We start from the raw sequence: 24118 nt of genomic DNA on the forward strand, positions 1-24118 counted from the left end.
GATGCTTTCCGTGCTGGGTGACTCCGTCGCCTCCCCGCTGGTGTGGGTGCTGACCCTCGTCGTCACGATCGTGCTGCTGTTCGTCGACCTCGTGGTCATCGCGCGACGTCCCCACGAGCCGACGATGGCCGAGGCCACCCGTCACCTGGCGTTCTTCATCGGGCTCGCCGTGCTGTTCGGGGCCGGGGTGTGGCTGTTCGCCGAGCCGAACGCGCTGTCCTCCCACCCGGGCCCCGAGTTCTTCGCGGGCTGGTTGACCGAGTACTCCCTCTCGATCGACAACCTGTTCATCTTCATCATCATCATGGCCAACTTCTCGGTGCCCCGGCAGTACCAGCAGGCCGCGCTGATGATCGGGATCGTGCTGGCGCTGGTGATGCGCGGGGCCTTCATCCTCGTGGGCGCCGCCGCGATCAACCAGTTCAGCTGGATCTTCTACGTCTTCGGGGCCTTCCTGCTCTGGACCGCGACCAAGCTGGCCCGGGAGGGGCGCAACCGCGACGACGAGGAGGACTACCAGGAGAACCGGGTCGTGCGGTTCGCCGAGCGGCACCTGCCGGCGACGAGCGAGTACGACGGCACCCGGCTCTTCACCCGTGCGGACGGGAAGCGACTGGTCACGCCGATGTTCCTGGTCGTGCTCACGCTCGGCACCACCGACCTGCTCTTCGCGCTCGACTCGATCCCCGCGATCTACGGGCTGACCTCCGACCCCTACCTGGTGCTCACCGCCAACGTCTTCGCGCTGATGGGGCTGCGCCAGCTGTACTTCCTCATCGGCGGCCTGCTGCAGCGGCTGATCTACCTCTCCTACGGGCTGGCCGTGCTCCTCGGCTTCATCGGGGTCAAGCTGGTGCTCCACGCGCTGCACGAGAACGAGCTGCCGTTCCTCAACGGCGGGGAGCCGGTCGACTGGGCGCCCGACATCCCGATCTGGCTCTCGCTGGTCGTGATCGTGGGCACGCTGGCGGTGACCGCGGTGGTGAGCCTGGCGGCGTCCCGGAACATGTCACAGGAGGAAATCGAGCAGCGCACGATCTCGCTGGGGGAGCCCGAGCAGAAGTGACACCGGTGGAATAGGTGAGCGCCGGTGCGGGTTGAGTCCGAGGTGAGTGAGCGACACCCGACCCTGTCCGTCCTCGACCTCGTCCCGGTCCGCAGCGACCAGGCCACCGCCGACGCGCTGTCCGCGACCCTGGACCTCGCGCGGGCGGCGGACTCGCTGGGCTACCGGCGCTACTGGGTGGCCGAGCACCACAACATGCCGGCGGTCGCCGCCACCAACCCGCCCGTGCTGATCGGCCTGGTGGCCGGGGCGACCGAGCGGATCCGGGTGGGCTCGGGCGGGGTGATGCTGCCCAACCACGCCCCGCTGGTCGTCGCCGAGCAGTTCGCGCTCCTCGAGGCGGCCTTCCCGGGGCGGATCGACCTCGGCATCGGCCGCGCCCCGGGCAGCGACCCGGTCACCACCTACGCGCTGCGCCACGGCGCGGGGGGCGTCGACGACGAGGCGGTCTCGCGGTTCCCGGAGTACGTCGACAACGTCCTGGCGATGATGTCCCCGCAGGGGGCCGCGCTCGGGATCAACGGCCGAACCTACCCGCTGCGGGCCACGCCGGCGGCGACCTCGACGCCGGACATCTGGCTGTTGGGCTCCTCGGACTACTCGGCCCGGCTCGCGGCCCAGAAGGGGTTGCCCTACGTGTTCGCGCACCACTTCTCCGGCACCGGCACCGCCGAGGCCCTCGCGCTCTACCGGGACAACTTCCGGCCGTCCGCCGAGCTCGGCCCGGAGGCGGCCGAGCCTCGCACCTTCCTGACCGTGAACGCGGTCGTGGCCGAGACCGACGAGGAGGCCGAGCGGCTCGCGCTCCCGCAGCTGCTCTCGATGCTGGCGCTGCGCACCGGCCAGCCGCTGGCCCCGCAGCAGCTCGTCGAGGAGGCCGAGAAGGTGGAGCTGGCCCCCGCCCACCGCGACCTGGTCGACGGGATGCGCGGGCGCTGGGTGATCGGCTCGCCGGCGCGGGCGCGCGCCCGGATCCAGGAGCTCGCCGCGACCTACGGCGTCGACGAGGTGATGGTGCACCCGGTGGCCGGCGCCCATGTCGGCACCGAGGCCGCGACCGGCCCGGCGCGCGTGGAGACGCTGCGGCTGCTGGCCGGCTGACCGCCGCGCGATTGGTCTTCGACCGCTCATTTCGACTAAACTGGCGTGTCGGCCCAACGTGGGTCTGCTTCGTGGTGCCTCGCGGCTGCCCGGATCGTGGCGAAATCACTTCTTCAGTGAGCTCGTGCGTGCTCGGGATGAGGTCCACGAGCGGCTGCGCGAGGTCCACCTCCACCCCCGGGTGGGGGAGGTTCCCGGGCCACCCGGCTCCGGTCCACACCGGCTCCGGTGCACGACACGGTAGACAACCGACCAACAGATTGTGGAGGACATGCCGAAGAAAGAAGGCGTGATCGAGATCGAGGGCACCGTCGTGGAGGCCCTGCCGAATGCCATGTTCCGCGTCGAGCTGAGCAACGGGCACAAGGTTCTCGCCCACATCAGCGGCAAGATGCGCCAGCACTACATCCGGATCCTCCCCGAGGACCGGGTCGTGGTGGAGCTCTCGCCGTACGACCTCACCCGAGGTCGGATCGTCTATCGGTACAAGTGACAGCCGATAACTGAAAGGGCCTGAAGTGAAGGTCAAGCCGAGCGTCAAGGCCATCTGTGACAAGTGCAAGGTCATCCGCCGCCACGGGCGCGTGATGGTGATCTGCGAGAACCCCCGTCACAAGCAGCGCCAGGGCTGAGTCGACAGCGACTCAGGGTCGACCGGTCCGTGCCGCCAGGCGCGGACGGATCGACACCCAGCACGACGAGAACTGAACACCGCAACGTGATCGCTTAGGCCGCGAGGCCGAAACACCTCCGGAGCAGGGGCCGGAGCCCGGGTCGACGACCCGGGACGCGACACGACCGAAAACCCCTGTGCGAATCGAAGGGACACCGCCAGAACATGGCACGCCTTGTTGGTGTCGACCTCCCGCGCGACAAGCGCATCGAGGTCGCACTCACCTACATCTACGGCATCGGCCGTACCCGCGCCCAGCAGCTGTTGGAGGCCACCGGGGTCAACCCCGACCTCCGCGTCCACGAGCTGGGTGACGAGGAGCTGGTCAAGCTGCGTGACGAGATCGAAGCCAACTTCAAGATCGAGGGTGACCTCCGTCGCGAGGTCCAGGCCGACATCCGCCGCAAGATCGAGATCGGCAGCTACCAGGGTCGCCGCCACCGCATGGGCCTCCCGGTCCGCGGTCAGCGCACCAAGACCAACGCGCGTACCCGCAAGGGCCCCAAGCGCACGGTTGCCGGCAAGAAGAAGGCCAAGTAACCCGAAGCGTGCTTCGGGTTCGGGCCACCGAACCGATCCGATCTGTTGACCTGACCCACCTCGGGTCACCGGGCGAAGCCCGGAGAGAACCCTAAGAGGAGCTCCCGTATGCCTCCCAAGAGCCGCACCGCGGCCGGCGCGAAGAAGGTGCGCCGCAAGGAGAAGAAGAACGTCGCTCAGGGCGAAGCCCACATCAAGAGCACGTTCAACAACACCATCGTCACGATCACCGACCCCACCGGGGCGGTGATCTCGTGGGCCTCCGCCGGCACCGTCGGCTTCAAGGGCTCGCGCAAGTCCACTCCGTTCGCTGCGCAGATGGCCGCCGAGGCTGCCGGGCGTCGGGCGATGGAGCACGGGATGAAGAAGATCGACGTCTTCGTGAAGGGCCCGGGTTCGGGCCGCGAGACGGCGATCCGTTCGCTGGGTGCGATCGGCCTCGAGGTCGGCACCATCCAGGACGTCACCCCCACGCCCCACAACGGATGCCGGCCGCCCAAGCGCCGTCGCGTCTGATCGCCCGCACCCAGCGAATCCAAGGAGTCTGAACCATGGCCCGCTACACCGGCCCCATGACCAAGAAGTCGCGTCGTCTCGGCGTCGACCTCGTTGGTGGCGACGCGGCGTACGAGCGTCGTCCCTACCCGCCCGGCCAGCACGGCCGCGGCCGCATCAAGGAGAGCGAGTACCTCCTCCAGCTTCGTGAGAAGCAGAAGGCGCGCATCTCCTACGGCATCCTCGAGCGTCAGTTCCACAACTACTACGTCGAGGCCTCCCGCCGTGCCGGCAAGACCGGCGACAACCTGCTGCAGCTGCTCGAGTGCCGTCTCGACAACGTGGTCTACCGTGCCGGCTTCGCCCGCACGCGCCGCCACGCCCGCCAGCTCGTCGTGCACGGGCACTTCCGGGTCAACGGCAGGAAGGTCGACATCCCGTCCTTCCAGGTGACCGCCCACGACGTCATCGACGTCCGCGAGAAGTCCCTCGAGATGACCCCGTTCATCGTGGCTCGCGAGACCCACGGTGAGCGCGTCGTCCCGGCGTGGCTCGAGGCCATCCCGTCGCGCATGCGCATCCTGGTGCACCAGCTCCCGGTCCGCGCACAGATCGACGTGCCGGTCCAGGAGCAGCTGATCGTGGAGTACTACTCGAAGAAGTAATCGCCACGCGCCGGCCCCCGACCCAGGTCGGGAGCCGGCGCGGGCACCCACTTCCTTTTCACCAACGCAGTTCGGGCCCCTCAAATAGCGGTCGGGCCCGGAAAGGAAAGAATCAGTGCTCATCGCACAGCGCCCCACCCTGTCGGAAGAGTCCGTCGACGAGTTCCGTTCGCGCTTCGTCATCGAGCCGCTGGAGCCTGGCTTCGGCTACACCCTCGGCAACTCGCTGCGGCGCACCCTGCTGTCGTCGATTCCCGGCGCATCCGTCACCAGCATCAAGGTCGACACCGTCCTGCACGAGTTCTCGACCATCGAGGGCGTCAAGGAAGACGTCACCGAGATCATCCTCAACCTCAAGGGCCTCGTCGTCTCCTCCGAGCACGACGAGCCGGTCACCATGTACCTCCGCAAGTCCGGCGCCGGTGACGTCACCGCCGCCGACATCGCGCCCCCGGCCGGTGTCGAGGTGCACAACCCGGACCTGAAGATCGCCACCCTGTCCGACAAGGGCAAGCTGGAGATGGAGCTCGTCGTCGAGCGCGGTCGGGGCTACGTCTCGGCCGTGCAGAACAAGGGCGCCGACAACGAGATCGGCCGGATGCCGGTCGACTCGATCTATAGCCCGGTCCTCAAGGTCACCTACAAGGTCGAGGCCACCCGTGTCGAGCAGCGCACCGACTTCGACAAGCTGGTCATCGACGTCGAGACCAAGCCGTCGATCCGTCCCCGTGACGCGATCGCCTCGGCCGGCAAGACCCTCGTCGAGCTGTTCGGCCTGGCCCGCGAGCTGAACGTCGAGGCCGAGGGCATCGACATCGGCCCCTCGCCGGTCGACGAGCAGCTGGCCGCGGACCTCGCCCTCCCGGTCGAGGACCTGCAGCTGACCGTCCGCTCCTACAACTGCCTCAAGCGCGAGGGCATCCACACCGTGGGTGAGCTCATCTCGCGCTCGGAGCAGGACCTGCTCGACATCCGCAACTTCGGTGCGAAGTCGATCGACGAGGTCAAGGCCAAGCTGGTCGAGATGGGCCTGTCCCTGAAGGACAGCGCGCCCGGCTTCGACCCGCACGCGGCCCTGGCGGCGTACGGCGACGACGACGACGACGCGTTCGTCGAGGACGAGCAGTACTGATCCCGGGTCGGTGGGGGCCGGTGACCGGCCCCCACCACCACCCAAACCGACCCGTTCGGGTCGTCTACCCCGGTACCTGACACGGCCGGAGAGAAAAGAGAGACGCAATGCCCACTCCCAAGAAGGGCGCCCGCCTCGGCGGCAGCCCGGCCCACCAGCGCCTGATCCTCTCGAACCTGGCCACGGCCCTGTTCGAGCACGGCCGGATCACCACCACCGAGGCCAAGGCGCGCGTGCTGCGCCCGGTCGCGGAGAAGCTGATCACCAAGGCGAAGAAGGGCGACCTGCACAACCGTCGCGAGGTCCTCAAGACCATCCGCGACAAGGGTGTCGTGCACGTGCTGTTCACCGAGATCGCGCCGACCTTCGCCGAGCGTCCGGGTGGCTACACCCGGATCACCAAGATCGGCCCCCGCAAGGGCGACAACGCCCCCATGGCGGTCATCGAGCTGGTGACCGAGGCGTACTCGCCGAAGCCGGCCGCGTCGAAGGCGAAGACGGCCGTGGCGCCGAAGGCCGCTCCGGTCGAGGAGACCCCGGCCGAGGACGAGGCCACCGAGGCCCCCGCCGAGGACGCCCCCGCCGAGGACGCTCCCGCCGAGGACGCCCCGGTCGAGATGACCGAGGAGACCGTGCCGGAGAGCACCGTCGCCGAGGCCGAGGAGACCGAGGACAAGGCCTGAGCCTGCTCAGGTCAGCGAAGGCCCGTCACCCGCGAGGGTGGCGGGCCTTCCTCGATTTTTCGCGCCCCTCTCGCGCCCCTCTCGCGCCCCTCTCGCGCCCTCGCGCGGTCAGGCTCCGCGGGGCAGTGCCCGCCGGGCACTCCCGACCCGCCGTTCGCCGAGGTCGGCGCGGCGGCCCGCGGCCCACCCCTCGGCCCCACCCGAGCCGGACAGCTGCCGGGGTGGCGCGGTGGTGAGGTAGGGGTAGGCCTGGTTGAGGGCGGCCTCGACGAGGGCGGACCGATCGGCGAGGACCAGCTCCGTGGAGCTCCCGGCCTCGCGGAACCTGTCGGAGGACTCTGCCCGGGCTCGCTGCTCCGCGGCCTTGAGGCGGTCGCCGATCGCCATCCGGAAGCCGGCGAGCCAGGACCGGCGGAAGGCAGCCTTGTGCTCGCCGGGCGGGACGTGGGTCCGGGACAGGCCGGTGGCGGCCTGGAGAAGCAGGCTGGTGAAGAGCAGCTCGGTGCGCTCGAGGTCGCAGTGGTGGCCGAACAGGTGCAGCGAGAGCTCCTTGCGTCCGTCGCGCCAGCGGGTCCGCTGCACCGTCTGGCAGCGCAGCCGCCCGGCGACGGTCGAGAGCAGGTCGGCCTTGTCCGCGGCGTACGGCGCGTCCATGGTCAGCACCCGGTCACCCACCGGGTCGCGGGTGGGATCCGCCTGTGCGAGCAGGACTTGGTCGATGCCGTAGTCGGCGATGAGCTGGGCCGCCTTGGCGGTGTAGGTGACCGCCTCGTGCTCGGTGGCTGCGGGGTCCTCGGCCAGGGCCAGCAGCTTGCGGACCTTGGCAAGGATCGGGTCGGGGTGGGTCATCGGGGCCTCCGTCTGGTCAGGGCGTCACCCTTGCAGCCCCCGGGGACAGCCGAGTAACGGTCCGGGCGCCGACGTGGCCGGGTCAGGAGCCCCCTCCTTGCAAGGCACCGGGCCAGCACGCGTCGAGCAGCTTGTGCGCCTCGGCCAGGGAGGCGCCGATCCGGCGCAGGCCGGCGGCGTACTCCTCCGCGGCCCGGCGGGCGTCGGCCGAGCCCGCGGCGGCGGTGCCGGCCACGAAGGTGCCCCGCCGGCCCTCGGTGACCACGACGCCGTCCGCCTCCAGCTCGCGGTAGACCCGGGCCACGGTGTTCACCGCGAGGTGCGCCTCGGCCGCCAGCGCGCGGACGGTCGGCAGCCGGGTGCCGGGAGCGAGCTCCCCGCGGGCCGCGCGCGACGCGATCTGACGACGCAGCTGCTCGAACGGTGGCTCGGAGGCAGCGGGGTCCAGGGGCTCGAGCTCCATGCCCGCAGCCTAGGAGGCCGCGGCACGACACGCCCTGCCACGCGCCGCCCGCGGCAGCAGTTGTCCGGTGGTCTGCCAAGGATCGCCCGGGCGTGGATCGAGGTGGGCCCGCCGCTGCCGCGCCTTGCGCTGTGCGGCAGAGTCTCCCCATGGAACCTGACGTGCTCGTGGTCGGCGAGGCCCTGGTCGACATCGTCAACGCCGCCGACGGCGAGACCAAGGAGTACGCCGGGGGCAGCGCCGCCAACGTGGCCGTCGCGCTGGCCCGGCTGGGGCGCCCGGTCCGGTTCGCCACCAGCTACGCCGACGACCCCCACGGGCGGCTGATCGCCGACCACCTGGAGCGGGCCGGCGTGGCGCTGGCGTGCGACCCCCACGCGGTCGCGCGGACGTCGACCGCCGAGGCCACGATCGGGGTCGACGGAGCCGCGGAGTACGAGTTCGACCTCGAGTGGCACCTCAACGCCGTCCCCGTGGAGCCGCACCCGCTGGTCGTGCACACCTGCTCGCTCGGTGCCGTGCTCGAGCCGGGCGCCGACGAGGTGGTCGCCCTGCTGGAGAAGCTGCGCGAGCACGCGACCGTGAGCTACGACGTCAACGCCCGCCCGGCGATCACCGGCACCGGGCCCGACCTGGTCGACCGGGTCGAGCGGATGGCGCGCCTCGCCGACCTGGTCAAGGCCTCCGACGAGGACCTCGAGGCGCTCTACCCGCGGCTCGGGCTGGTGAAGGTGGCCCGCCGCCTGCTCTCGCTCGGTCCGGCCGCCGTGGTCGTCACCCGGGGCGCGGACGGCGCGATGTGGGTCGGGCCCGACGACGTCGTCGAGATCGGGCCCCACGAGGTCGAGGTGGCCGACACGATCGGCGCCGGCGACACCTTCGGCGCCGCCCTCCTCGACGCGCTCTGGGAGGCCGGCAGGCTCGGCGCCGACCACCGCGAGGAGCTGCGCGAGCTCCGACCCGCCGAGATCGAGGGCCTGCTCGCCCACGCCGCCCACGCCGCGGCCGTCACGGTCTCCCGTCCCGGCGCGGACCCGCCGTACCGCCACGAGCTGCCCGGCCTGCCGTAGCGGGGCTGTGGGCTGCGGGAATCCCCGGCCAGCCGGGGACTCCCTCGGTTGGGGGCCGTTGCAACGCCCATCAACCGCAGGAACTGCCCATCCACCCCCCGGTTCCGAGGCGGGTGCGGCGGTGACGACCGCGATGGGAGGATGCGGGCGTGCGGATCCGGATCGACCTGGCCTACGACGGCACCGACTTCCACGGCTGGGCGGCCCAGCCACGGCTGAGGACCGTGCAGGGTGAGGTCGAGGCGGCGCTGGCGACGGCGCTGCGCGTGCCGGAGGTCTCGGTCGTGTGCGCCGGGCGCACCGACACCGGTGTGCATGCGCGCGGTCAGGTGGTCCACCTCGACGTCGCCGCCGAGCAGCTGGCCGCCTCGGCCGGGCGCTCGCAGGACCCGCCGCTGACCGCGCTGCTGCGCCGGCTGAACGGGATCCTGCCGCCCGACGTCCGGGCCCGCCGTGCGGAGACGGTCCCCGAGGGCTTCGACGCCCGGTTCTCGGCGCTGTGGCGCCGCTACGCCTACCGCGTCGCCGACGACGCCGCCGTCGTCGACCCGTTGGCCCGGCGCCACGTGCTGGCCTGGTCGCGACCGCTGGACCTGAGCCTGATGAACGCGGCCTCCGCCGACCTGGTCGGCCACCACGACTTCGCCTCCTTCTGCAAGCGGCGCGAGGGCGCCACCACGATCCGCACCCTGCTGGGCCTCGACTGGTCCCGGGACGCGACCGGCGTCGCCGTGGCCACCGTCCGCGCCGACGCGTTCTGCCACAGCATGGTGCGGGCCCTGGTCGGCTGCCTGCTCGCGATCGGGGAGGGCCGCCGCCCGGTCACGTGGGCCGGCGAGCAGCTGAGCGCCCGCGAGCGCGACCCCGCGGTGAGCGTGGCGCACGCGCACGGCCTCACGCTCGAGGAGGTCGCCTACCCCGCGGACGAGGAGCTCGCCGCCCGTGCCGACCGGACCCGGGCGAGGAGAACCCCAGTGGGAGCGGTCGAGGAGACAGGAGCGCCGTGAACGAGCACTACTTCACCGCCGACCCGGAGACGCCGTTCGCGCGGGAGTCCTTCACCTGCGAGGCCTGGGGGCACCAGCTCGGGCTCACCAGCGGCGCGGGCGTGTTCAGCCGCGGGCACCTCGACCACGCGACGGCCGTGCTCCTCCGGGAGACCGAGCCGCCGGCGGCCGGCCGGGTCCTCGACCTCGGCTGCGGGTACGGCGTGATCGGCCTGGCGATCGCTGTCGCCGCCCCCCACACGGTGGTCACCGGCCTCGACGTCAACGAGCGCGCGGTGCTGCTGGCCAACGAGAACGCCGCGGCGCTCGGCGTCGCCGACCGGTTCACCGCCACCACGGCCGCCGGCGTCGACCCGGGCGCGACGTACGACGAGATCTGGTCCAACCCGCCGATCCGGATCGGCAAGCAGGCGCTGCACGACCTGCTGCTGACCTGGCTGCCGCGGCTGGTGCCCGGCGGCCGCGCGGTGCTGGTGGTCGGCAAGAACCTCGGCGCCGACTCCCTGCAGCGCTGGCTGGGCGAGCAGGGCTACCCGACCGAACGGCTCGCCAGCGCCAAGGGCTTCCGGGTGCTGGAGAGCCGTCGGGAGTGACCGAGGCGCGCGTCACCGTCCGGCTCCGCCGGGGGACCGCGCAGGTTCACCGTCGCGGCCCCACGGGCAGGATGGCGCCATGACCTTCGAAGCCGCCGACAACCGTTACGACACTGACGCCACCGGCATGCAGTACCGCTTCACCGGGCGCAGTGGCCTGAAGCTGCCCGCCCTGTCGCTCGGCCTGTGGCAGAACTTCGGCACCGACCGGCCCGAGGAGACCCAGCGCGCGATCCTGCGCCGCGCCTTCGACCGGGGCGTGACCCACTTCGACCTCGCCAACAACTACGGCCCGCCGTACGGCCGCGCCGAGGAGAACTTCGGGCGCTACCTCCGCGACGACTTCAAGCCCTACCGCGACGAGCTCGTCGTCTCCACCAAGGCCGGCTACGACATGTGGCCGGGCCCCTACGGCCAGGGCGGCGGCTCCCGCAAGTACGTCCTCGCCTCGCTGGACCAGTCGCTGACGCGGCTCGGCCTGGACTACGTCGACATCTTCTACAGCCACCGCTTCGACGCCGAGACGCCGATCGAGGAGACGATGATGGCGCTGGACCACGCGGTCCGGCAGGGCAAGGCGCTGTACGTCGGGATCTCGTCGTACTCCGCCTCGAAGACCCGAGAGGCGGCGCGGATCGCCCGCGAGCTGGGCACGCCGCTGCTGATCCACCAGCCGTCCTACTCGCTGCTGAACCGCTGGATCGAGGAGGAGCTGCTCGACGAGCTCGAGCAGCAGGGGATGGGCTGCATCGTGTTCACGGCGCTGGCGCAGGGGCTGCTGACCGACAAGTACCTCGGCGGCGTGCCCGAGGACTCGCGCGCCGCGCGCCAGGGGTCCACGATCCCCGGCGAGCACCTCGACGAGACCGTGCTCGGCCACGTCCGGCGGCTCAACCAGATCGCCGAGGAGCGCGGCCAGAAGCTGGCCCAGCTGGCGCTGCAGTGGGTGCTGCGCGACCAGCGGGTGACCTCGGCGGTCATCGGCGCGAGCTCGGTCGAGCAGCTCGACACCAACCTCGACGCGCTCGCCGGGCCCCCGCTCACCGACGAGGAGCTGGCCGCGATCGACAAGGACGCGGTCGACTCGGGCGTCAACCTCTGGGCCAAGCAGACCGAGGACTGACCCCGCCCGGGGGGGGCCGCCGGCGGCCGGTCTCAGTCGCCGCGGGCGGTCTCCCACAGCCCGGCGCCGAGCAGCACCAGCACGGCCAGCAGCGCCCCGGCCAGCACGTCGACGACGTAGTGCTCCCCGTCGTAGACGAGGGCGACCGCCATGACGACGGGATAGGCGAGCAGCAGCCAGCGCGCCCGGGACCGGAGCCGCTGGATGCCGTAGAGGGCCAGCAGGAACGCCATGCCCGCGTGCAGGGAGGGCATCGCCGCGACCGGGTTGCCGATGCCCCGCAGCGCGAGGTCAAGGTGGCCGAGCCCGAGGTCGGACCAGCCGCGCCCGGTCAGCCGGTGCACCCCGTCGGGGAGGTAGCCGTCGCGGGCGGCCAGCCACGGCGGCGCCATCGGGTAGACGACGTAGATCGCCAGCGCCGCGAAGCTGATCGTGAGGTAGCGGCGCATCCAGCGCACCCACTCGACCCGGTTGCGGACCCACAGCACCGTCGCCAGCGTCAGCCCGGTCAGGAAGTGCGAGAGGTAGACGCTGGTGAGCACCACGTCGTACCACCGCGGCGGCAGGTGGCGGTGGCACGGCGTCCCGCACCAGGCCTCCTGGAGCCGCTGGGTGGGGGTGACGCCGGCGCCGAGCCAGCGGTCGACGACGACCGGCATCGAGAAGTGCGGCGCGATCCCGAGGTCGTCGGTGACCCCGCGGCTGTACATGTAGGCCGTGAGCGCGACCAGCGGCAGCCACCAGTCGCGCAGGAACGCGAGGTGGTAGCTGGGCCGGGCACGGGCGTTCCAGGCGACCGTGGCCAGCCACAGCCAGCCGAACACCACGAAGACCTGGCGGGGGACGCCGAGCTCGACGGTCCAGAGCACGAGCAGGCCGAGGTACGCCGACATCGTCGTGCCTCGCAGCCACGCCGGCGTGGCGGGTGCCCGGGCCCGTCCCCGCCGTGCGACCTCCGGCGACGCCGACGCCATGCTTCGACGCTAGGCAGACGCGGGGCCGCCGTTCACCCCCCATATGTGGGAGGACCGGGTGGTCCGGGCTCAGACCCGGCGCAGCGCCATCAGGGGGCAGGTGCGCACCGCGTGCTCGGCGAGCTCCTCGAGGTGGGGAGGTACGACGGGGTCGCGTTCGCCGGTCCGGCTGAGGGGGAAGCCCCACTCGTCACTGGTCAGCAGCTCCGGCACCAGCTCGGCGCAGGCGCCGTGGCCGTCGCAGCGGGTCCAGTCCACGTGGAGTCGGCTCATCGATGTCCCTCCAGCCCGCAGTGGCCGGCCAGGTGCCGGTCCACGTGGGGGGCGAAGACCCGCATGGTGCTCGCGACCATCCGGGCGGTCCCGTCGGGGTGGGCGCAGGCGCCGCGGCCGGTCACCAGCAGCCGCATCCGGTCGATCTCGGCCGGCAGGCCGGGGTCGGGGGCCCGGCGGGCGAGCCGGCGCAGCCCCTCGGCCATCCGGGGCAGCCCGTTCAGGCACGGGCCGCACTGCTGGGCCGACTCACCGGCCAGGTAGGCCGCGATGTCGGCGGCGACCCGGATCGGGCAGGTGTTCGGGCCCAGCACGTGCAGGACGCCGGCGCCGACGGTGGCGCCGTACTCCTTCAGCGCCGACCCGGTGAGCGGGGTGTCGAGGGCCCAGCCCGGCACCCACGCGCCGTGGTAGCCGCCGACCAGCACCGCGACGGGAGCATCCGGCTCGGCAGGGGCGAGCACCCGGGACAGCGGGGTGCCGCGCCCGGCCTCGACCACGCCCGGGTGCGCGACGGCGCCGCTGATCGAGAACAGCGAGGTCCCGGGGTCCTCCTCGGTCCCCACCCGGCGGAACCAGTCCGCGCCGTGCCTGGCCAGCAGCGCCACCTGGGCCAGCGTCTCCGCGTTGAGGACCAGGGTGGGGCGCCCGTCGAGCCCGCGGGTCGTGACCCGGACGAGCGGGTCGCTCGGCACCGCGGGCCGGCCGCCGAGCTGGTTGACGAGCGCGGACTCCTGGCCGGCGACGAAGCCTCCGTCGAGGCGGGCGACCTCCACGCCGCGGCCCCGGGCGGCCTCCTCGGCCGCCGCCGGGTGCACGTCGGGACCGATCGCCAGCACCAGGCGGCGGGCGCCGATCGCGCGGCCGACCACCGCCAGGCCCTCGACCACCAGGTGCGGCACCCGGGTGAGCAGCACGGCGTCCTTCTTGCTCAGCGGCTCGCCCTCCATGGCGTTGCCGACGAGCACCGGCCGGCGGCGCCCCTCCGCCACCGACCGCACCTTGATCGCGGTCGGGAAGCCGGCGCCGCCGCGACCGGTCAGCCCGGCGTCCTCGACCAGGCCGAGCAGCTGCTCCAGGGTCAACCGGGGCGGGTGCTCGGCCGGCGTGGCGGCGAGCAGCCGGTGCGTGTCGGGCGTGGCCATGGTGCTCATCGGGCGACCTTCCGGGGAGTGCGGTGCCAGCCGCGGCCGGCGTACGACGGGGCGACGCGCCAGGCCACCGCCAGCCCGACGGCGGCGATGCAGACGACGGCGGCGCCTCGGAACCAGGGGGTGGCCGCGTCGGTGCCGTTGCCCAGCGCGTGCAGCAGGGCCACCGGCCAGAACGCGTAGGTCAGCCAGTGGACGGCCCGGAAGACCCGGGGCCCCACCCGGTGCCGCAGCAGGCTGACGACCGTGATGATGCCGAGCAGCTCGACGCCGAGGGTGCCGAGGCCCTGCCACAGCGGCCGGTAGGCGCCGAGGAAGGGCAGGAACAGGTCGACCAGCCGCAGCTGGGCGTAGGGGTCCAGGTAGAGGCAGCCGACGTGCACGGCGACCAGCGCGGTGCCGGTGAGGGCGGCGGTGCGGTGCACGTCGCTGGCGCCGAACCGGCCCAGGCCGGGCACCGGACGTCCGGACCGGGTGAGGACGCCGAGGACCAGCGTGATCGTGAACATCACCAGCGCGACGATGCCGGTGCCCCGGCCGAGGTCCCACAGGGCCTGGTTGCCGAGCGCGCTCATGCCGCGTCTCCCTCGGGTTCGACCGGCCACCCGTGGCACAGGTGGACGGTGCCGTCGCGGTCGACCAGCCGGGCGGGCAGGCCCTGGGCCTCCAGCCAGGCCAGCCCGTGTCGGCCCTTGACGATCGTGGCGGTGGCGGCGGCGTTCGCGTCGCGGCAGCTGGCCGCGACGACGCTGACGGTCCGCCACACCGGGTCGGCGCTGCGACCCGTGCGCGGGTCAACGATGTGGTGCAGCTGCTCGGAGCCCCGGCGCCAGGTGCGCCGGGCCGTGCTCGAGGTGGCGAGGGCGGTGCCGGCGGCCAGGGCGATCTGGCTGGCGGGGTCGCGGTCGGTGTCCTGGACGCGCACCTGCCAGCCGCCGGCCGGGGCCGGCCCTGCGGTGGCGATGTCGCCGCCCAGGCTGACCAGCACGCCCACGCCGAGCCGCTCGGCCACCAGGGTTGCGGCGCGGTCCGCGGCGACCGCTTTGGCGGTGGCGCCGAGGTCGATCTCGAGGCCCTCGGGCAGGCGCAGCCGGCGGCCGTCCAGCCGCAGCACCCGCCAGCCGGGGACCGGCCGGACGACCGCGACGAGCCGCGGACCGCTCTCGACCAGGCGGATGTCGCGGTCGTAGCCGAGGCCCGACAGGGCGGCGCCCACGGTCGGGTCGACCGCCCCGCCGGTGCGGTCGGCGTCCTCGAGCGCGGCGGCGAGCAGGTCGGCCAGCACGGGGGAGACCAGCACCGAGCCGTCGGCGCCCGGCCGGAGCCGGCGTACCTCCGCGTCGGGGCGGAACCGGCTGGCGGCCAGCTCGATCTCCGCGAGCAGGTCGTCGACCAGCAGCAGGGCCGGCTCCAGCGCGGCCCGGTCGGTCACCACCAGGCGGGCGCGGGTGCTCCACAGCTCCCAGTCGCGGGCCGCGACCGGCGCGTGGCCGAGGGACGGCGCGGCCATCTCAGGAGCCGCTCGACTGCGCCTGCGGTGCGGACCCGGAGCCCGGCTGCGGCGCCGGGACCTGCTGGAAGGACTGGGTCTGCTGGGGCTGCTGGCTGCGCTGCAGGTTCGTGCCCTGCCGGACGCCCTGCTTGCCGGCCCGGTGGTTGGTCCCGGCCAGGCCCGACTGCCCGGACTGGGTCCCGGTGCCGGTGCCGGACGAGGCGCTGGTCGTCTGGGTCGCCAGGCCACAGGCCGCCGTCACGCCCAGGGACGCCGTGACGGCGCCGACGACGAGGGAGCGTCGTACGGTGCGGATGCGGCGGATGCGGTCGTTGCGGTCGGAGGTCATGGGTGCCTCACTCCTCGGGTTGGGCGTGCTTCCAGGTTGACCCCGGTCCCTGTGCCCTCCCTGTGAACCCGGTTCGCGTTCCCTTACTGCCCGCCCGGGTGCCCAAACCCGGGGTTTTGGCCCAACTCAACCCGGGGCGGGGCCCAACTCAACCCGGGACGGGGCCCAACTCAACCCGGGGTTCGGCCCAACTCAACATGCGCACCACGGGTAAACGGGATGCCGGGGGCGGGGGTGATGACGGACAATCGTGCGACGTGGGACATGTGGACGTGGCCGGGGTCCGGTTCGAGCTGCCGGACGGGCGGGTGCTGCTCGACGACGTGTCGTTCCGGGTCGGGGAGGGCGCCAAGGTGGCGCTGGTCGGCGCCAACGGCGCCGGCAAGACCACCCTGCTCCGGATCATCGCCGGCGAGCTCCAGCCGCACGCCGGCGTGGTGACCCGCAGCGGCGGCCTCGGCGTGATGCGGCAGTTCGTGGGGCACGGGGGTGCCGACGAGACCGTGGCCGACCTGCTGCTCTCGGTGGCGCCGATGTCCGTGCGCACGTGGGCGCACGAGGTCGCGACCCAGGAGCTGCGGCTGATGGACGACGACAGCGAGCCGATCCAGATGGCCTACGCCGAGGCGCTCTCGCAGTACGCCGACGCCGGTGGCTACGACCTCGAGGTGATCTGGGACAAGGTCACGACCGCGGCCCTGGGCGTGCGCTTCGACCGGGCGAAGTACCGCGCCCTGCCCACGCTCTCCGGGGGTGAGCAGAAGCGGCTGGTGCTGGAGTACCTCCTGCAGGGGCCCGACCAGGTGCTGATCCTCGACGAGCCGGACAACTACCTCGACGTGCCCGGCAAGATCTGGCTCGAGCAGCGGATCCGGGAGTCGGACAAGACGATCCTCTACATCAGCCACGACCGCGAGCTGCTGAACAACACCGCCACCCGGGTCGTGACGGTCGAGCTCGGGAGCGCGGGCAACCAGGTGTGGACGCACCCGGGCGGGTTCGCGTCCTACCACGAGGCGCGCCGCGACCGGTTCGCCCGCTTCGAGGAGCTGCGCCGGCGCTGGGACGAGGAGCACGCCAAGCTCAAGGCGCTGGTGCTGATGTACAAGCAGAAGGCGGCGTACAACGACGGGCTGGCCAGCCGCTACCAGGCCGCGCAGACCCGGCTGCGCAAGTTCGAGGAGGCCGGGCCGCCCACCGAGCAGCCGCGCGAGCAGCAGGTGCGGATGCGGCTCACCGGCGGCCGCACCGGCAAGCGGGCGGTCGTCTGCGAGCACCTCGAGATCTCCGCCGGCGGGTCCGCCGACGGGCCGGGCGGTGAGGCGGCGCCGACGGCGCTGATGAAGCCGTTCGACCTCGAGGTCTGGTACGGCGAGCGCGTCGCCGTGCTCGGCTCCAACGGCTCGGGGAAGTCCCACTTCCTGCGGCTGCTGGCCGCGGGTGGCTCCGACCCGGACGTCGAGCACCGGCCGGTGGGGGGCCCGGAGGGCCCGTCCGACGCGACGATCGCGCCGGTGCGCCACACCGGCAAGGCCAAGCTGGGCGCACGGGTGCGACCGGGCTGGTTCGTGCAGACCCACGAGCACCCCGAGCTGGTCGGCCGCACCCTGCTGGAGATCCTGCACCGCGGCGACGAGCATCGAGCCGGGATGGGCCGGGAGCAGGCCAGCCGGGTGCTGGACCGCTACGAGCTCGCGCACGCGGCCGAGCAGCGCTTCGAGTCGCTCTCCGGCGGCCAGCAGGCGCGGTTCCAGATCCTGCTGCTGGAGCTCTCCGGCGCCACGCTGCTGCTGCTCGACGAGCCCACCGACAACCTCGACGTGCAGTCGGCCGAGGCGCTGGAGGAGGGCCTGGAGTCCTTCGAGGGGACGGTCATCGCGGTGACCCACGATCGGTGGTTCGCCCGCGGCTTCGACCGCTTCCTCGTCTACGGCGCCGACGGCGAGGTCTACGAGACCCCCGAGCCGGTGTGGGACGAGGGGCGGGTGGTCCGCGCCCGATGAACCCGAGGAGTCAGCTGCAGGTCGTCGAGGTCGACCCCGCCGACGACGCCACGATCGCCGCCTGGCACGCGGTCTACGCCGCCTCGGCGCGCCAAGAGCTGGGCCCGGTCGCGGTCCCGTGGCAGCACGAGGAGCTGCGCGTGATGGTGCAGGAGCGCGGCCGCCGGCAGGCGCTCACGGCGTACGCCGGGCTGCGCGACGGCGAGGTGGTGGCGGCCGGCCTGCTCACGCTGCCGTTGCTCGACAACCGGCACCGCGCCGAGCTCGACGTCCACGTGCACCCGGCGCTGCGCCGCACCGGCCTGGGGTCGCAGCTGCTCGCGCACCTGGAGGGCCGGGCCCGGGAGGCCGGCCGCACGGTCATGTCCGCCGAGGCGTCCTGGCCCTGGACGGCCGGCCCGCAGGGGGCCGGTCGGGCGGGCCCCGAGTTCGCCCGGCGGCACGGCTACCACCTGGGCATCTCCGACGTGCAGCGGATGCTCGAGCTGCCGGTCGCGGAGGACCGGCTGGCGGCGCTGCGGGACGCGGCGGCCCCGCACCACGCGGACTACGAGGTGCGCGCCTGGGTGGGGCCGGTGCCGGACGACCTGGTCCGCGGGTGGGTCGAGCTGGAGGCGTCGATCGACACCGAGGCGCCGGTGGGCGGGCTCGACCTGGAGCCGCGCGCCGCCGACCTGGCGGCCTACCGCGAGGACGAGACGCTGACCGCCCGGCAGGGGCGCACCAAGATCAACGCCGTCGCGCTGACGCGGGCCGCCGAGGTGGTCGCCTACAGCGACCTGGCGACGACCGTGCACGAGCCCGAGCGGGCCTATCAGTGGGGCACGCTCGTCCGGCGCGACCACCGCGGGCACCGGCTGGGGCTGGCGCTCAAGCTCGCCACGCTGACGCTGCTCCAGCAGGGCTGGCCGGCCGTGCGCCAGGTGATGACCTACAACGCCGAGGTGAACACCCCGATGATCGCGGTCAACGAGCTGATGGGCTACCGGCCGGTGGCCCGCCTGGGCGAGCTGCAGAAGCGGCTCGGCGACTGACCTCCACCACCCCGTGCCCGCCGCGCTCGGCGTCGGTCATGAGGTGCGAGACGAACGGGTAGTGGCCCGGCCGGTGGAAGGTCAGCTCCACGAACCCGCCCTGCGCCGGCCCCAGGTCGAGCACCTGGGACCCGCCGTGCTCGGCGTTGCCGCGCCGCAGCGCGTAGGCCCCCTCGCGGAAGACCGTGTCGAACTGGCCACCCACGACGTGGAAGTAGCTGGGCCGGTCCGGCCCGGCGTCCAGCACCCAGAACCGCACCCGGTCACCCACGCTCGCGCGCAGCGGGTCGTGGTCGTACTGGTCGGCGTAGCCGTTGAAGACCACCGCGTCGGGCTCTTCGGCCGCGAGCTTCCCGAGGTCGAGCTCCCGGCCCTGCGGGCCGAGGTAGAGCTCGGACTGCACCAGCAGGTAGCTGCGATCCACCGGGTCCAGTCCGGGAGGGTCGATGACCACCGCGCCGAAGAGGCCGTTGGCGATGTGGGCCGACATCGGCATCGTGGCGCAGTGGTAGAGCCAGATCCCCGAGCGGTGCGCGGTGAACCGGTAGACCAGCCGGCCGCCGGGCGGGATCGTGCGCATGGCCGCGTCGGGTGCCACCGACCCGGCGTGGAAGTCGATCGAGTGGCCGATCGAGGCGTCGTTCACGAGCGTGATCACGAACCGGTCGCCGACCCGTCCGTGCAGCACCGGCCCCGGCGCCGAGCCGCCGTAGGTCCACAACCGCTGGGTCACCCCCGCCGCCACCGGGGTGACCACGTCGGAGATCCGGAGGGTCCGCCGGTGCACGCGGCCGGGACCGAGGGGTGCGAGCGCGGCGTCGTGCGCCCGGAAGCCCGGGCCCGGGTCGGCGTTCGGATCCATCCGGGCGTCGCCCCGGCCATCGGCCGGCGGGCCGCCGTCACTCGGGGCGGACGCGGGCATGCCGGGCATCGCGGGCACGGCCCGGTCCGGGGCCCGCTGCTGGCCACGCACGTGCACGGCGAGCACCATGCCCATCTGGCGGTGGCCCAGCACCGAGCACCAGCCGGCGACGTCGCGGCCGACCACGGGCACGACCACCCGCGCCGACTCGCCGGGGAGGAGCCGCCCGGAGTCCTGGCCCGAGTCGAGCACGAGGTCGTGGACGTCGGAGTCGTCGGTGTTGCGGACCTCGATCTCGAGCCGGTCCCCGGCGGGCACGTCGAGTGAATCGGGGGTGAAGCGCATGTCGGCGGCCCGGACCACGACATGTGTGGTGTGCCCGGTCGGGGCGACGCCCGCCGCGGCGGACGCGGGCAGGCCGGCGCGTCCCAGCGCCGACGGATCGACCGCCACCCCCGTCGCCACCGCGAGCAGGGTGGCGGCGAGTCCGGTGACGGCCAGGCCGCCGACCTGACCGCGGGGCCGGGACGGCTGCCCCGTGGGTGGGCGCTCGGTGGCCGGGGTGTCGCGCTGCCGCCGGCTGGCCCGGAGGCCGCGGAGGAGCAGCGGGACGAACGACGCCAGCGCGGCCAGGGCCAGGGCCGAGGAGGCGACGCGCACCACGGGAGGCACGGGCAGGAAGCAGAGCAGCAGACCGGCGTTCGTGACCACGATCCGCAGCGGCCAGCCCCGGTCGAGCTCGGCGCTGGCGGCTCGCACCGGCGTCGGGCCGCCTCCGAGTGCGACCGGGACGAGGTAGGACAGCGCGCCGAGCAGCACCTGCGCGGCGAAGCCCGCGGCCAGCGCCGGGGTGGTCCAGCCGAGACGCTCGTGCAGCGCCCCCCAGGAGTCGGAGGTCGCGGTCGCGACGGTGAGGAAGGCCAGCGACCCGGCCAGCCAGGAGACGGCTGCCAGCACCGACCAGGTCGCGAAACCGGCGGGAGGCTTGCGGCGCGCGGCGTCCACGAAGGGCACGGCCAGGACGCCCAGGCCCGCGAGGAAGCCGGCCAGGCCCACCGGGACCAGCGGGCGCAGGCCGAGGAGCGCCGCCCCGGCGGTGACCACGACGCCGAGCACCAGCACGGGCAGCGCCCGGCGCGTGGCGCGCTCGGCGCCCTCGGCGATCCGGGTGCGCAGCATCGTGGGCCACAGCGTGACGAGCGTGCCGAGGACGGTGAGGCCCAGCCAGCCGAGGACGTTGACGGCCGTGTGGGCCAGCATCAGTCGGGCGTGCCACTCCTCGCCCGGCCCGTGGGCCAGGAGCACACCGAGCAGGGCGCCGACCGGCAGCAGGGACGTGGCGGCGAGGTAGTAGTGCACGGTGACCGCGAAGCGCGATCCCAGCGCCCGGTGCAGCCGCCGCAGCAGCGCCGCCCCGTGCCAGGCGACGGCGGTGACCACTGCGGTGGCGCCGATGATCGTCACCGGCCAGTGCGCCGACACCACGCCGGCGACGACCAGGAGCGCGCCGAGGTTGAGCAGCACCAGCCGCCGGTCCTGCGCCCGCACCGCCGCCTCGGTCGCCCTGGTGTGGAGCAGCGCCTCGGCGAAGTACTGGCTCCACACCAGGATCGAGTGGGTGGCTGCCCCGAGGAGCAGCAGGTGGATCATCAGCCAGCGGGGCGCGGGCACGACCGGGTGCGCCAACGCCACCCCGAGCACCGCGAGCAGCCACCCCAGGGCCGGCAGGTCGCGCAGCGGGCGGAAGCGGCGTACCGAGGTGCTCACGCGGCGACCTCGCGCGCGACCCTCTGGGGTGGACGCGCCGCACCGCGCGTGGCCGCCCAGGCGGCGACCCCGACGAAACCCAGCAGCGCCGCGACGTTGATCGCGGCGCCGGCGCGCCAGGCGAGGGTCGAGCCGAGCGCGTCGCCCCACCACACCCGGACGACGAGCGACGCGTGCAGCAGCGCGAGGGGCGCCAGCAGGTGCGGGCGGTAGGGGAGCGGCCGGCGCAGGACCGCCGGCAGGATGACCGGCGCGTGCGCCATCACCATCGAGATGGTGAAGCCGAGGAACACCGCGTGCAGCACCGCGTCGTAGCGAGCCCCTGAGGTCGCGGGACCGCCCAACAGCCACGTGCCAGCGGCGACGGCGAGCCAGAAGTAGCCACCCAGCATGCCCAGGGCCATGAAGCGGGCGGCCCCGTCGCCCCGGACGGTGTGCCGGGCGACGTCGTGCCGAGCCAGCCAGCCCGTGAGCGCGAGCAGGGCGACGCCGAGCAGGACCGACCCCGCGCGGGGCACGAGCAGCGCCAGGCCGACGGCCGCGGCGATCATCGAGGACAGCAGCACGAGCGTCGAGCCGGCGGCCGGCCCCATCGCGATGCGGGCCAGCTCGAGCCTCTTGCCGCCGATGGTGAGGACGACGAACCCCACGAGCCAGGGGACGAGCAGCGGCATCGCGACGCCGCCGAGCCACAGGGCGGCGGCGCCGGTCGCGAGCACCGCGCCCAGCGCCTGCACCAGCACCGCGTCGTCGCGCTGGCGCCGCCACAGGGGCACGTAGACCCCGACCAGGGCGGCGGCACCGAGCACCAGCGCGATCCTCCCGCAGACGAGGGGAGCGGGGCTGAGCAGGAGCAGCCCGCCCGTGCCCAGCAGCGCGGGAGCGGCAAGGGCGGCGCGGCGGCGCAGCGCGACCGCTCGCTCGAGGCTGATCAGCGTGCCCACGAAGGCCAGCACCATCAGCATCCCGTGCACCTGCGGCAGGCGGTCGGTGGCGACCGGGGCGGGCAGGTCGAGCATCTGCAGTGCTGCGTCGAGGCCGGCCAGCATGGCCGCACCCGCGGGGACGAGCAGGAACCCGCGGAGGTTCACCCCCGCTCCCCGCGGCGGTGGTGCATCGCGAGGCGGCAGGCGCCGGGCTCGGCGAACGGCACCAGGGTCACCTCCGCCCCGGGGGCGTCGTACTCGTCCAGCGCCCCGCGGACCAGGCCGAGGTGGACGTTGCAGACGACGTCCGGGTGCCGGTGCGCCGCCTCGAGCAGGGGGCACCGGGTGAGACGCACCTGGTTGGCCCGGGCGTCCGCCTCGGGGGCGAAGCCGACCTCGTCGAGCAGCGCCACCACCTCGCGGCGGGCGGCCACGGCGCCGGTGCGGTCGGGCCGGCCGTGGTCGCGGGCCAGGTCGTGCCCCCACGCGGCGCCGGCCACCGCGGCGTCCTCGGCCGGGTCGGGGCTCGTGCGGTGGATCGCCGAGGCGAGGGTGACGGCGAGGCCGGCGTACTCCGGGGAGGCGGGCGCGGCGGTCGCCGCGTAGAGCCAGGCCGGGCGACCCCGGCCGTCCGGCGCCGCCCGGTGGCGCTCGACGAACCCCTCGGCCTCGAGGCCCTCGAGGTGCTCGCGCACGGTGTTGGGGTGCAGTCGGGTGCTGGCGGCCAGGGCCGCCAGCGTCGTCGGCTCGGGCTGCGCCTCGAGCAGCTCCAGCAGCGCGGTGCGGCTCCGGGTGGTCCGCCCCGGTCGGCTGGCCGGCCGGGCCGGACGAGGGCCGAGGTCCGAGGGGGGGACCAGTTTATTTTCCACGGGATAGAGTGTAGTAAATTGTTGATGGGCCGCCAAGGCGGCGGCTCGAGGTACGGAGGTCGACATGGACAACCTGATCATCGCCACGAGCCGGGCCGACGCCGCCGCAGCCGAGGCGGTCGAGCAGCACCACGCGCAGCTGGCCGGCGCGCTGCGCCTGGCCGTGGAGCGGGTGGTGGCGGCGGCGGTGAGCGGCGGGGACGGCGCGGAACCCGCGCGGGCCGCGCTGGTGCGCTGGTGCCGCGAGGAGCTGGTCCCGCACGCCCTGGCGGAGGAGAAGACGATGTACCCCGCGGCCCACGGCCTGACCGAGGGCCGGCTGCTGGTCGACGGGATGGTCGGTGAGCACGAGGTGATCGTCCGGCTCGTCGAGGAGCTGGCCGCGGCGACCGAGCCGGTGCGCGCCGCCGCCGTCGCGCGGGCGCTGCTCGAGCTCTTCGAGTCGCACCTGGCCAAGGAGAACGAGCTCGTGCTGCCGCTGCTGGTCGCCGCCGCGGACGTCTCGCTCGCGGGGCTGCTCGAAGGGATGCACGACCTGCTGGGCGGCGACGCGCGCGAGCATGCGGGTGGGGAGGGCGCGGGCGCCGGGGCGGGTCACACGTGCACGTGCGGTGAGGTCGATGCGGCCGGCTATCCCGAGCTCGACGCCCGGGCCGTGCCGCACGCGATCCGGCACGCCACGATCTTCGGCGCGCTCGACGCCGTCCACCCCGGCGGCGGGTTGGTGCTGGTCGCGCCCCACGACCCGCTGCCGCTGCTGGCGCAGGTGGAGCAGCGTGCCCCCGGGGCCTTCGAGGTCTCCTACCTCGAGCGGGGGCCGGAGGCCTGGCGGCTGCAGCTCGTCCGCCGCGACGCCTGAGCGACCGAGGATCGCGCGCGCCCGCCGAGCCCCGCGGTGCCCGGCTCGGCGGGGCGGCCACGAGAAGCGGGACCCGCCCCGTCCGGTCGGACGAGTGGG

27 protein-coding genes and 1 pseudogene are annotated in these 24118 nt (G+C 73.6%); 17 read left to right on the forward strand and 11 right to left on the reverse strand.

Going from position 1 to position 24118, the window contains the following annotated elements:
- Position 1: 1 nt before the first annotated feature.
- The 9 genes from BJZ21_RS03965 to rplQ all read left to right on the forward strand — a co-directional run bounded on the left by BJZ21_RS03965 (position 2) and on the right by rplQ (position 6355).
- Positions 2 to 1066 (forward strand): TerC family protein, encoded by a 1065-nt coding sequence (locus tag BJZ21_RS03965; RefSeq protein ID WP_179662560.1) that lies wholly within the window; start codon positions 2 to 4, stop codon positions 1064 to 1066.
- A 42-nt stretch (positions 1067 to 1108) separates the two neighbouring features.
- A complete protein-coding gene (locus BJZ21_RS03970) occupies positions 1109 to 2167 on the forward strand; it encodes an LLM class flavin-dependent oxidoreductase (RefSeq protein WP_343051948.1) in 1059 nt (352 codons plus the stop codon).
- A 271-nt stretch (positions 2168 to 2438) separates the two neighbouring features.
- A complete protein-coding gene (infA, locus tag BJZ21_RS03975) occupies positions 2439 to 2660 on the forward strand; it encodes a translation initiation factor IF-1 (protein WP_011757309.1) in 222 nt (73 codons plus the stop codon).
- Positions 2661 to 2685: 25 nt separating this feature from the next.
- Positions 2686 to 2799 carry a 50S ribosomal protein L36 gene (rpmJ, locus tag BJZ21_RS03980; RefSeq protein ID WP_028644817.1) on the forward strand — a complete coding sequence of 38 codons (114 nt, stop codon included), beginning with the start codon at positions 2686 to 2688 and terminating at the stop codon, positions 2797 to 2799.
- A gap of 206 nt (positions 2800 to 3005) precedes the next feature.
- Positions 3006 to 3380, forward strand: a complete 375-nt coding sequence (gene rpsM, locus BJZ21_RS03985) for a 30S ribosomal protein S13 (protein WP_179662561.1) — start codon at positions 3006 to 3008, stop codon at positions 3378 to 3380.
- A 108-nt stretch (positions 3381 to 3488) separates the two neighbouring features.
- Positions 3489 to 3896 (forward strand): 30S ribosomal protein S11, encoded by a 408-nt coding sequence (gene rpsK / locus BJZ21_RS03990; RefSeq protein WP_090849777.1) that lies wholly within the window; start codon positions 3489 to 3491, stop codon positions 3894 to 3896.
- 35 nt (positions 3897 to 3931) lie between these two features.
- Complete coding sequence (gene rpsD / locus BJZ21_RS03995; RefSeq protein WP_179662562.1) at positions 3932 to 4540, forward strand: 30S ribosomal protein S4; 609 nt, start codon at positions 3932 to 3934, stop codon at positions 4538 to 4540.
- 115 nt (positions 4541 to 4655) lie between these two features.
- On the forward strand, positions 4656 to 5672 hold the full coding sequence (locus BJZ21_RS04000) for a DNA-directed RNA polymerase subunit alpha (RefSeq protein WP_179662563.1): 1017 nt from the start codon (positions 4656 to 4658) through the stop codon (positions 5670 to 5672).
- Positions 5673 to 5779: 107 nt separating this feature from the next.
- Complete coding sequence (gene rplQ, locus BJZ21_RS04005; protein ID WP_179662564.1) at positions 5780 to 6355, forward strand: 50S ribosomal protein L17; 576 nt, start codon at positions 5780 to 5782, stop codon at positions 6353 to 6355.
- A 108-nt stretch (positions 6356 to 6463) separates the two neighbouring features.
- Here rplQ and BJZ21_RS04010 read toward each other — a convergent pair whose 3' ends face one another.
- Together BJZ21_RS04010 and BJZ21_RS04015 are read right to left on the reverse strand one after the other, a co-directional pair.
- Positions 6464 to 7204, reverse strand: coding sequence for a DUF2786 domain-containing protein (locus tag BJZ21_RS04010; RefSeq protein ID WP_179662565.1), 741 nt, complete (start codon positions 7202 to 7204; stop codon positions 6464 to 6466).
- A gap of 82 nt (positions 7205 to 7286) precedes the next feature.
- On the reverse strand, positions 7287 to 7667 hold the full coding sequence (locus BJZ21_RS04015; RefSeq protein WP_179662566.1) for a GntR family transcriptional regulator: 381 nt from the start codon (positions 7665 to 7667) through the stop codon (positions 7287 to 7289).
- Positions 7668 to 7816: 149 nt separating this feature from the next.
- Here BJZ21_RS04015 and BJZ21_RS04020 point away from each other — a divergent pair, with 149 nt between their 5' ends.
- From BJZ21_RS04020 to mgrA, 4 genes are all read left to right on the forward strand, one after another.
- On the forward strand, positions 7817 to 8737 hold the full coding sequence (locus BJZ21_RS04020) for a carbohydrate kinase family protein (protein ID WP_179662567.1): 921 nt from the start codon (positions 7817 to 7819) through the stop codon (positions 8735 to 8737).
- 149 nt (positions 8738 to 8886) lie between these two features.
- Complete coding sequence (truA, locus tag BJZ21_RS04025) at positions 8887 to 9744, forward strand: tRNA pseudouridine(38-40) synthase TruA (RefSeq protein ID WP_179662568.1); 858 nt, start codon at positions 8887 to 8889, stop codon at positions 9742 to 9744.
- Entirely contained in the window at positions 9741 to 10337 is a 597-nt protein-coding gene (locus tag BJZ21_RS04030) for a methyltransferase (protein WP_179662569.1), read from the forward strand. The genes truA and BJZ21_RS04030 overlap by 4 nt, the downstream gene beginning before the upstream one ends.
- A 79-nt stretch (positions 10338 to 10416) precedes the next feature.
- Positions 10417 to 11460 (forward strand): L-glyceraldehyde 3-phosphate reductase, encoded by a 1044-nt coding sequence (gene mgrA / locus BJZ21_RS04035; RefSeq protein WP_179662570.1) that lies wholly within the window; start codon positions 10417 to 10419, stop codon positions 11458 to 11460.
- A 32-nt stretch (positions 11461 to 11492) separates the two neighbouring features.
- Here the strand turns inward: mgrA and BJZ21_RS04040 are convergent, their stop codons facing one another.
- From BJZ21_RS04040 to BJZ21_RS04065, 6 genes are all read right to left on the reverse strand, one after another.
- The gene (locus tag BJZ21_RS04040) at positions 11493 to 12434 is read right to left on the reverse strand and encodes a phosphatase PAP2 family protein (protein WP_179662571.1); all 942 of its coding nucleotides are present in this window, start codon (positions 12432 to 12434) and stop codon (positions 11493 to 11495) included.
- A gap of 69 nt (positions 12435 to 12503) precedes the next feature.
- The gene (locus BJZ21_RS04045; protein ID WP_179662572.1) at positions 12504 to 12707 is read right to left on the reverse strand and encodes a ferredoxin; all 204 of its coding nucleotides are present in this window, start codon (positions 12705 to 12707) and stop codon (positions 12504 to 12506) included.
- Complete coding sequence (locus tag BJZ21_RS04050) at positions 12704 to 13861, reverse strand: NADH-ubiquinone oxidoreductase-F iron-sulfur binding region domain-containing protein (protein ID WP_179662573.1); 1158 nt, start codon at positions 13859 to 13861, stop codon at positions 12704 to 12706. Before BJZ21_RS04050 ends, BJZ21_RS04045 begins: the two co-directional genes overlap by 4 nt.
- A complete protein-coding gene (locus BJZ21_RS04055) occupies positions 13858 to 14433 on the reverse strand; it encodes a ferric reductase-like transmembrane domain-containing protein (RefSeq protein WP_179662574.1) in 576 nt (191 codons plus the stop codon). Before BJZ21_RS04055 ends, BJZ21_RS04050 begins: the two co-directional genes overlap by 4 nt.
- Positions 14430 to 15368: an FAD:protein FMN transferase gene (locus BJZ21_RS04060; RefSeq protein ID WP_179662575.1), complete on the reverse strand. Its 939-nt coding sequence runs from the start codon at positions 15366 to 15368 to the stop codon at positions 14430 to 14432. Before BJZ21_RS04060 ends, BJZ21_RS04055 begins: the two co-directional genes overlap by 4 nt.
- Position 15369: 1 nt before the next feature.
- Positions 15370 to 15699: a hypothetical protein gene (locus BJZ21_RS04065; protein ID WP_179662576.1), complete on the reverse strand. Its 330-nt coding sequence runs from the start codon at positions 15697 to 15699 to the stop codon at positions 15370 to 15372.
- 257 nt (positions 15700 to 15956) lie between these two features.
- On the opposite strand from BJZ21_RS04065, the gene BJZ21_RS04070 reads away from it, so the two are divergent.
- Positions 15957 to 17702 carry an ATP-binding cassette domain-containing protein gene (locus BJZ21_RS04070; protein ID WP_179662577.1) on the forward strand — a complete coding sequence of 582 codons (1746 nt, stop codon included), beginning with the start codon at positions 15957 to 15959 and terminating at the stop codon, positions 17700 to 17702.
- Positions 17699 to 18736, forward strand: coding sequence for a GNAT family N-acetyltransferase (locus tag BJZ21_RS04075; RefSeq protein WP_179662578.1), 1038 nt, complete (start codon positions 17699 to 17701; stop codon positions 18734 to 18736). The genes BJZ21_RS04070 and BJZ21_RS04075 overlap by 4 nt, the downstream gene beginning before the upstream one ends.
- Here the strand turns inward: BJZ21_RS04075 and BJZ21_RS04080 are convergent.
- The 3 genes from BJZ21_RS04080 to BJZ21_RS04090 are packed head-to-tail and all read right to left on the reverse strand — an operon-like array spanning position 18669 to position 23160.
- Complete coding sequence (locus tag BJZ21_RS04080) at positions 18669 to 21365, reverse strand: multicopper oxidase domain-containing protein (RefSeq protein ID WP_343051949.1); 2697 nt, start codon at positions 21363 to 21365, stop codon at positions 18669 to 18671. The two genes, BJZ21_RS04075 and BJZ21_RS04080, sit on opposite strands and share 68 nt — an antisense overlap.
- Positions 21362 to 22456 carry a hypothetical protein gene (locus BJZ21_RS04085; RefSeq protein ID WP_343051950.1) on the reverse strand — a complete coding sequence of 365 codons (1095 nt, stop codon included), beginning with the start codon at positions 22454 to 22456 and terminating at the stop codon, positions 21362 to 21364. Before BJZ21_RS04085 ends, BJZ21_RS04080 begins: the two co-directional genes overlap by 4 nt.
- Positions 22453 to 23160 carry a helix-turn-helix transcriptional regulator gene (locus BJZ21_RS04090; protein ID WP_343051951.1) on the reverse strand — a complete coding sequence of 236 codons (708 nt, stop codon included), beginning with the start codon at positions 23158 to 23160 and terminating at the stop codon, positions 22453 to 22455. Before BJZ21_RS04090 ends, BJZ21_RS04085 begins: the two co-directional genes overlap by 4 nt.
- Positions 23161 to 23224: 64 nt before the next feature.
- Between BJZ21_RS04090 and BJZ21_RS20770 the strand changes: the two are divergent.
- Both BJZ21_RS20770 and BJZ21_RS20775 read left to right on the forward strand, forming a co-directional pair.
- Positions 23225 to 23632: pseudogene (locus tag BJZ21_RS20770) on the forward strand (hemerythrin domain-containing protein); the annotation flags it as partial.
- 66 nt (positions 23633 to 23698) lie between these two features.
- Positions 23699 to 24019 carry a DUF2249 domain-containing protein gene (locus tag BJZ21_RS20775; protein ID WP_246298660.1) on the forward strand — a complete coding sequence of 107 codons (321 nt, stop codon included), beginning with the start codon at positions 23699 to 23701 and terminating at the stop codon, positions 24017 to 24019.
- The last annotated feature ends 99 nt before the right edge of the window (positions 24020 to 24118 follow it).

Source organism: Nocardioides panaciterrulae (assembly GCF_013409645.1).
Lineage (GTDB): Bacteria > Actinomycetota > Actinomycetes > Propionibacteriales > Nocardioidaceae > Nocardioides > Nocardioides panaciterrulae.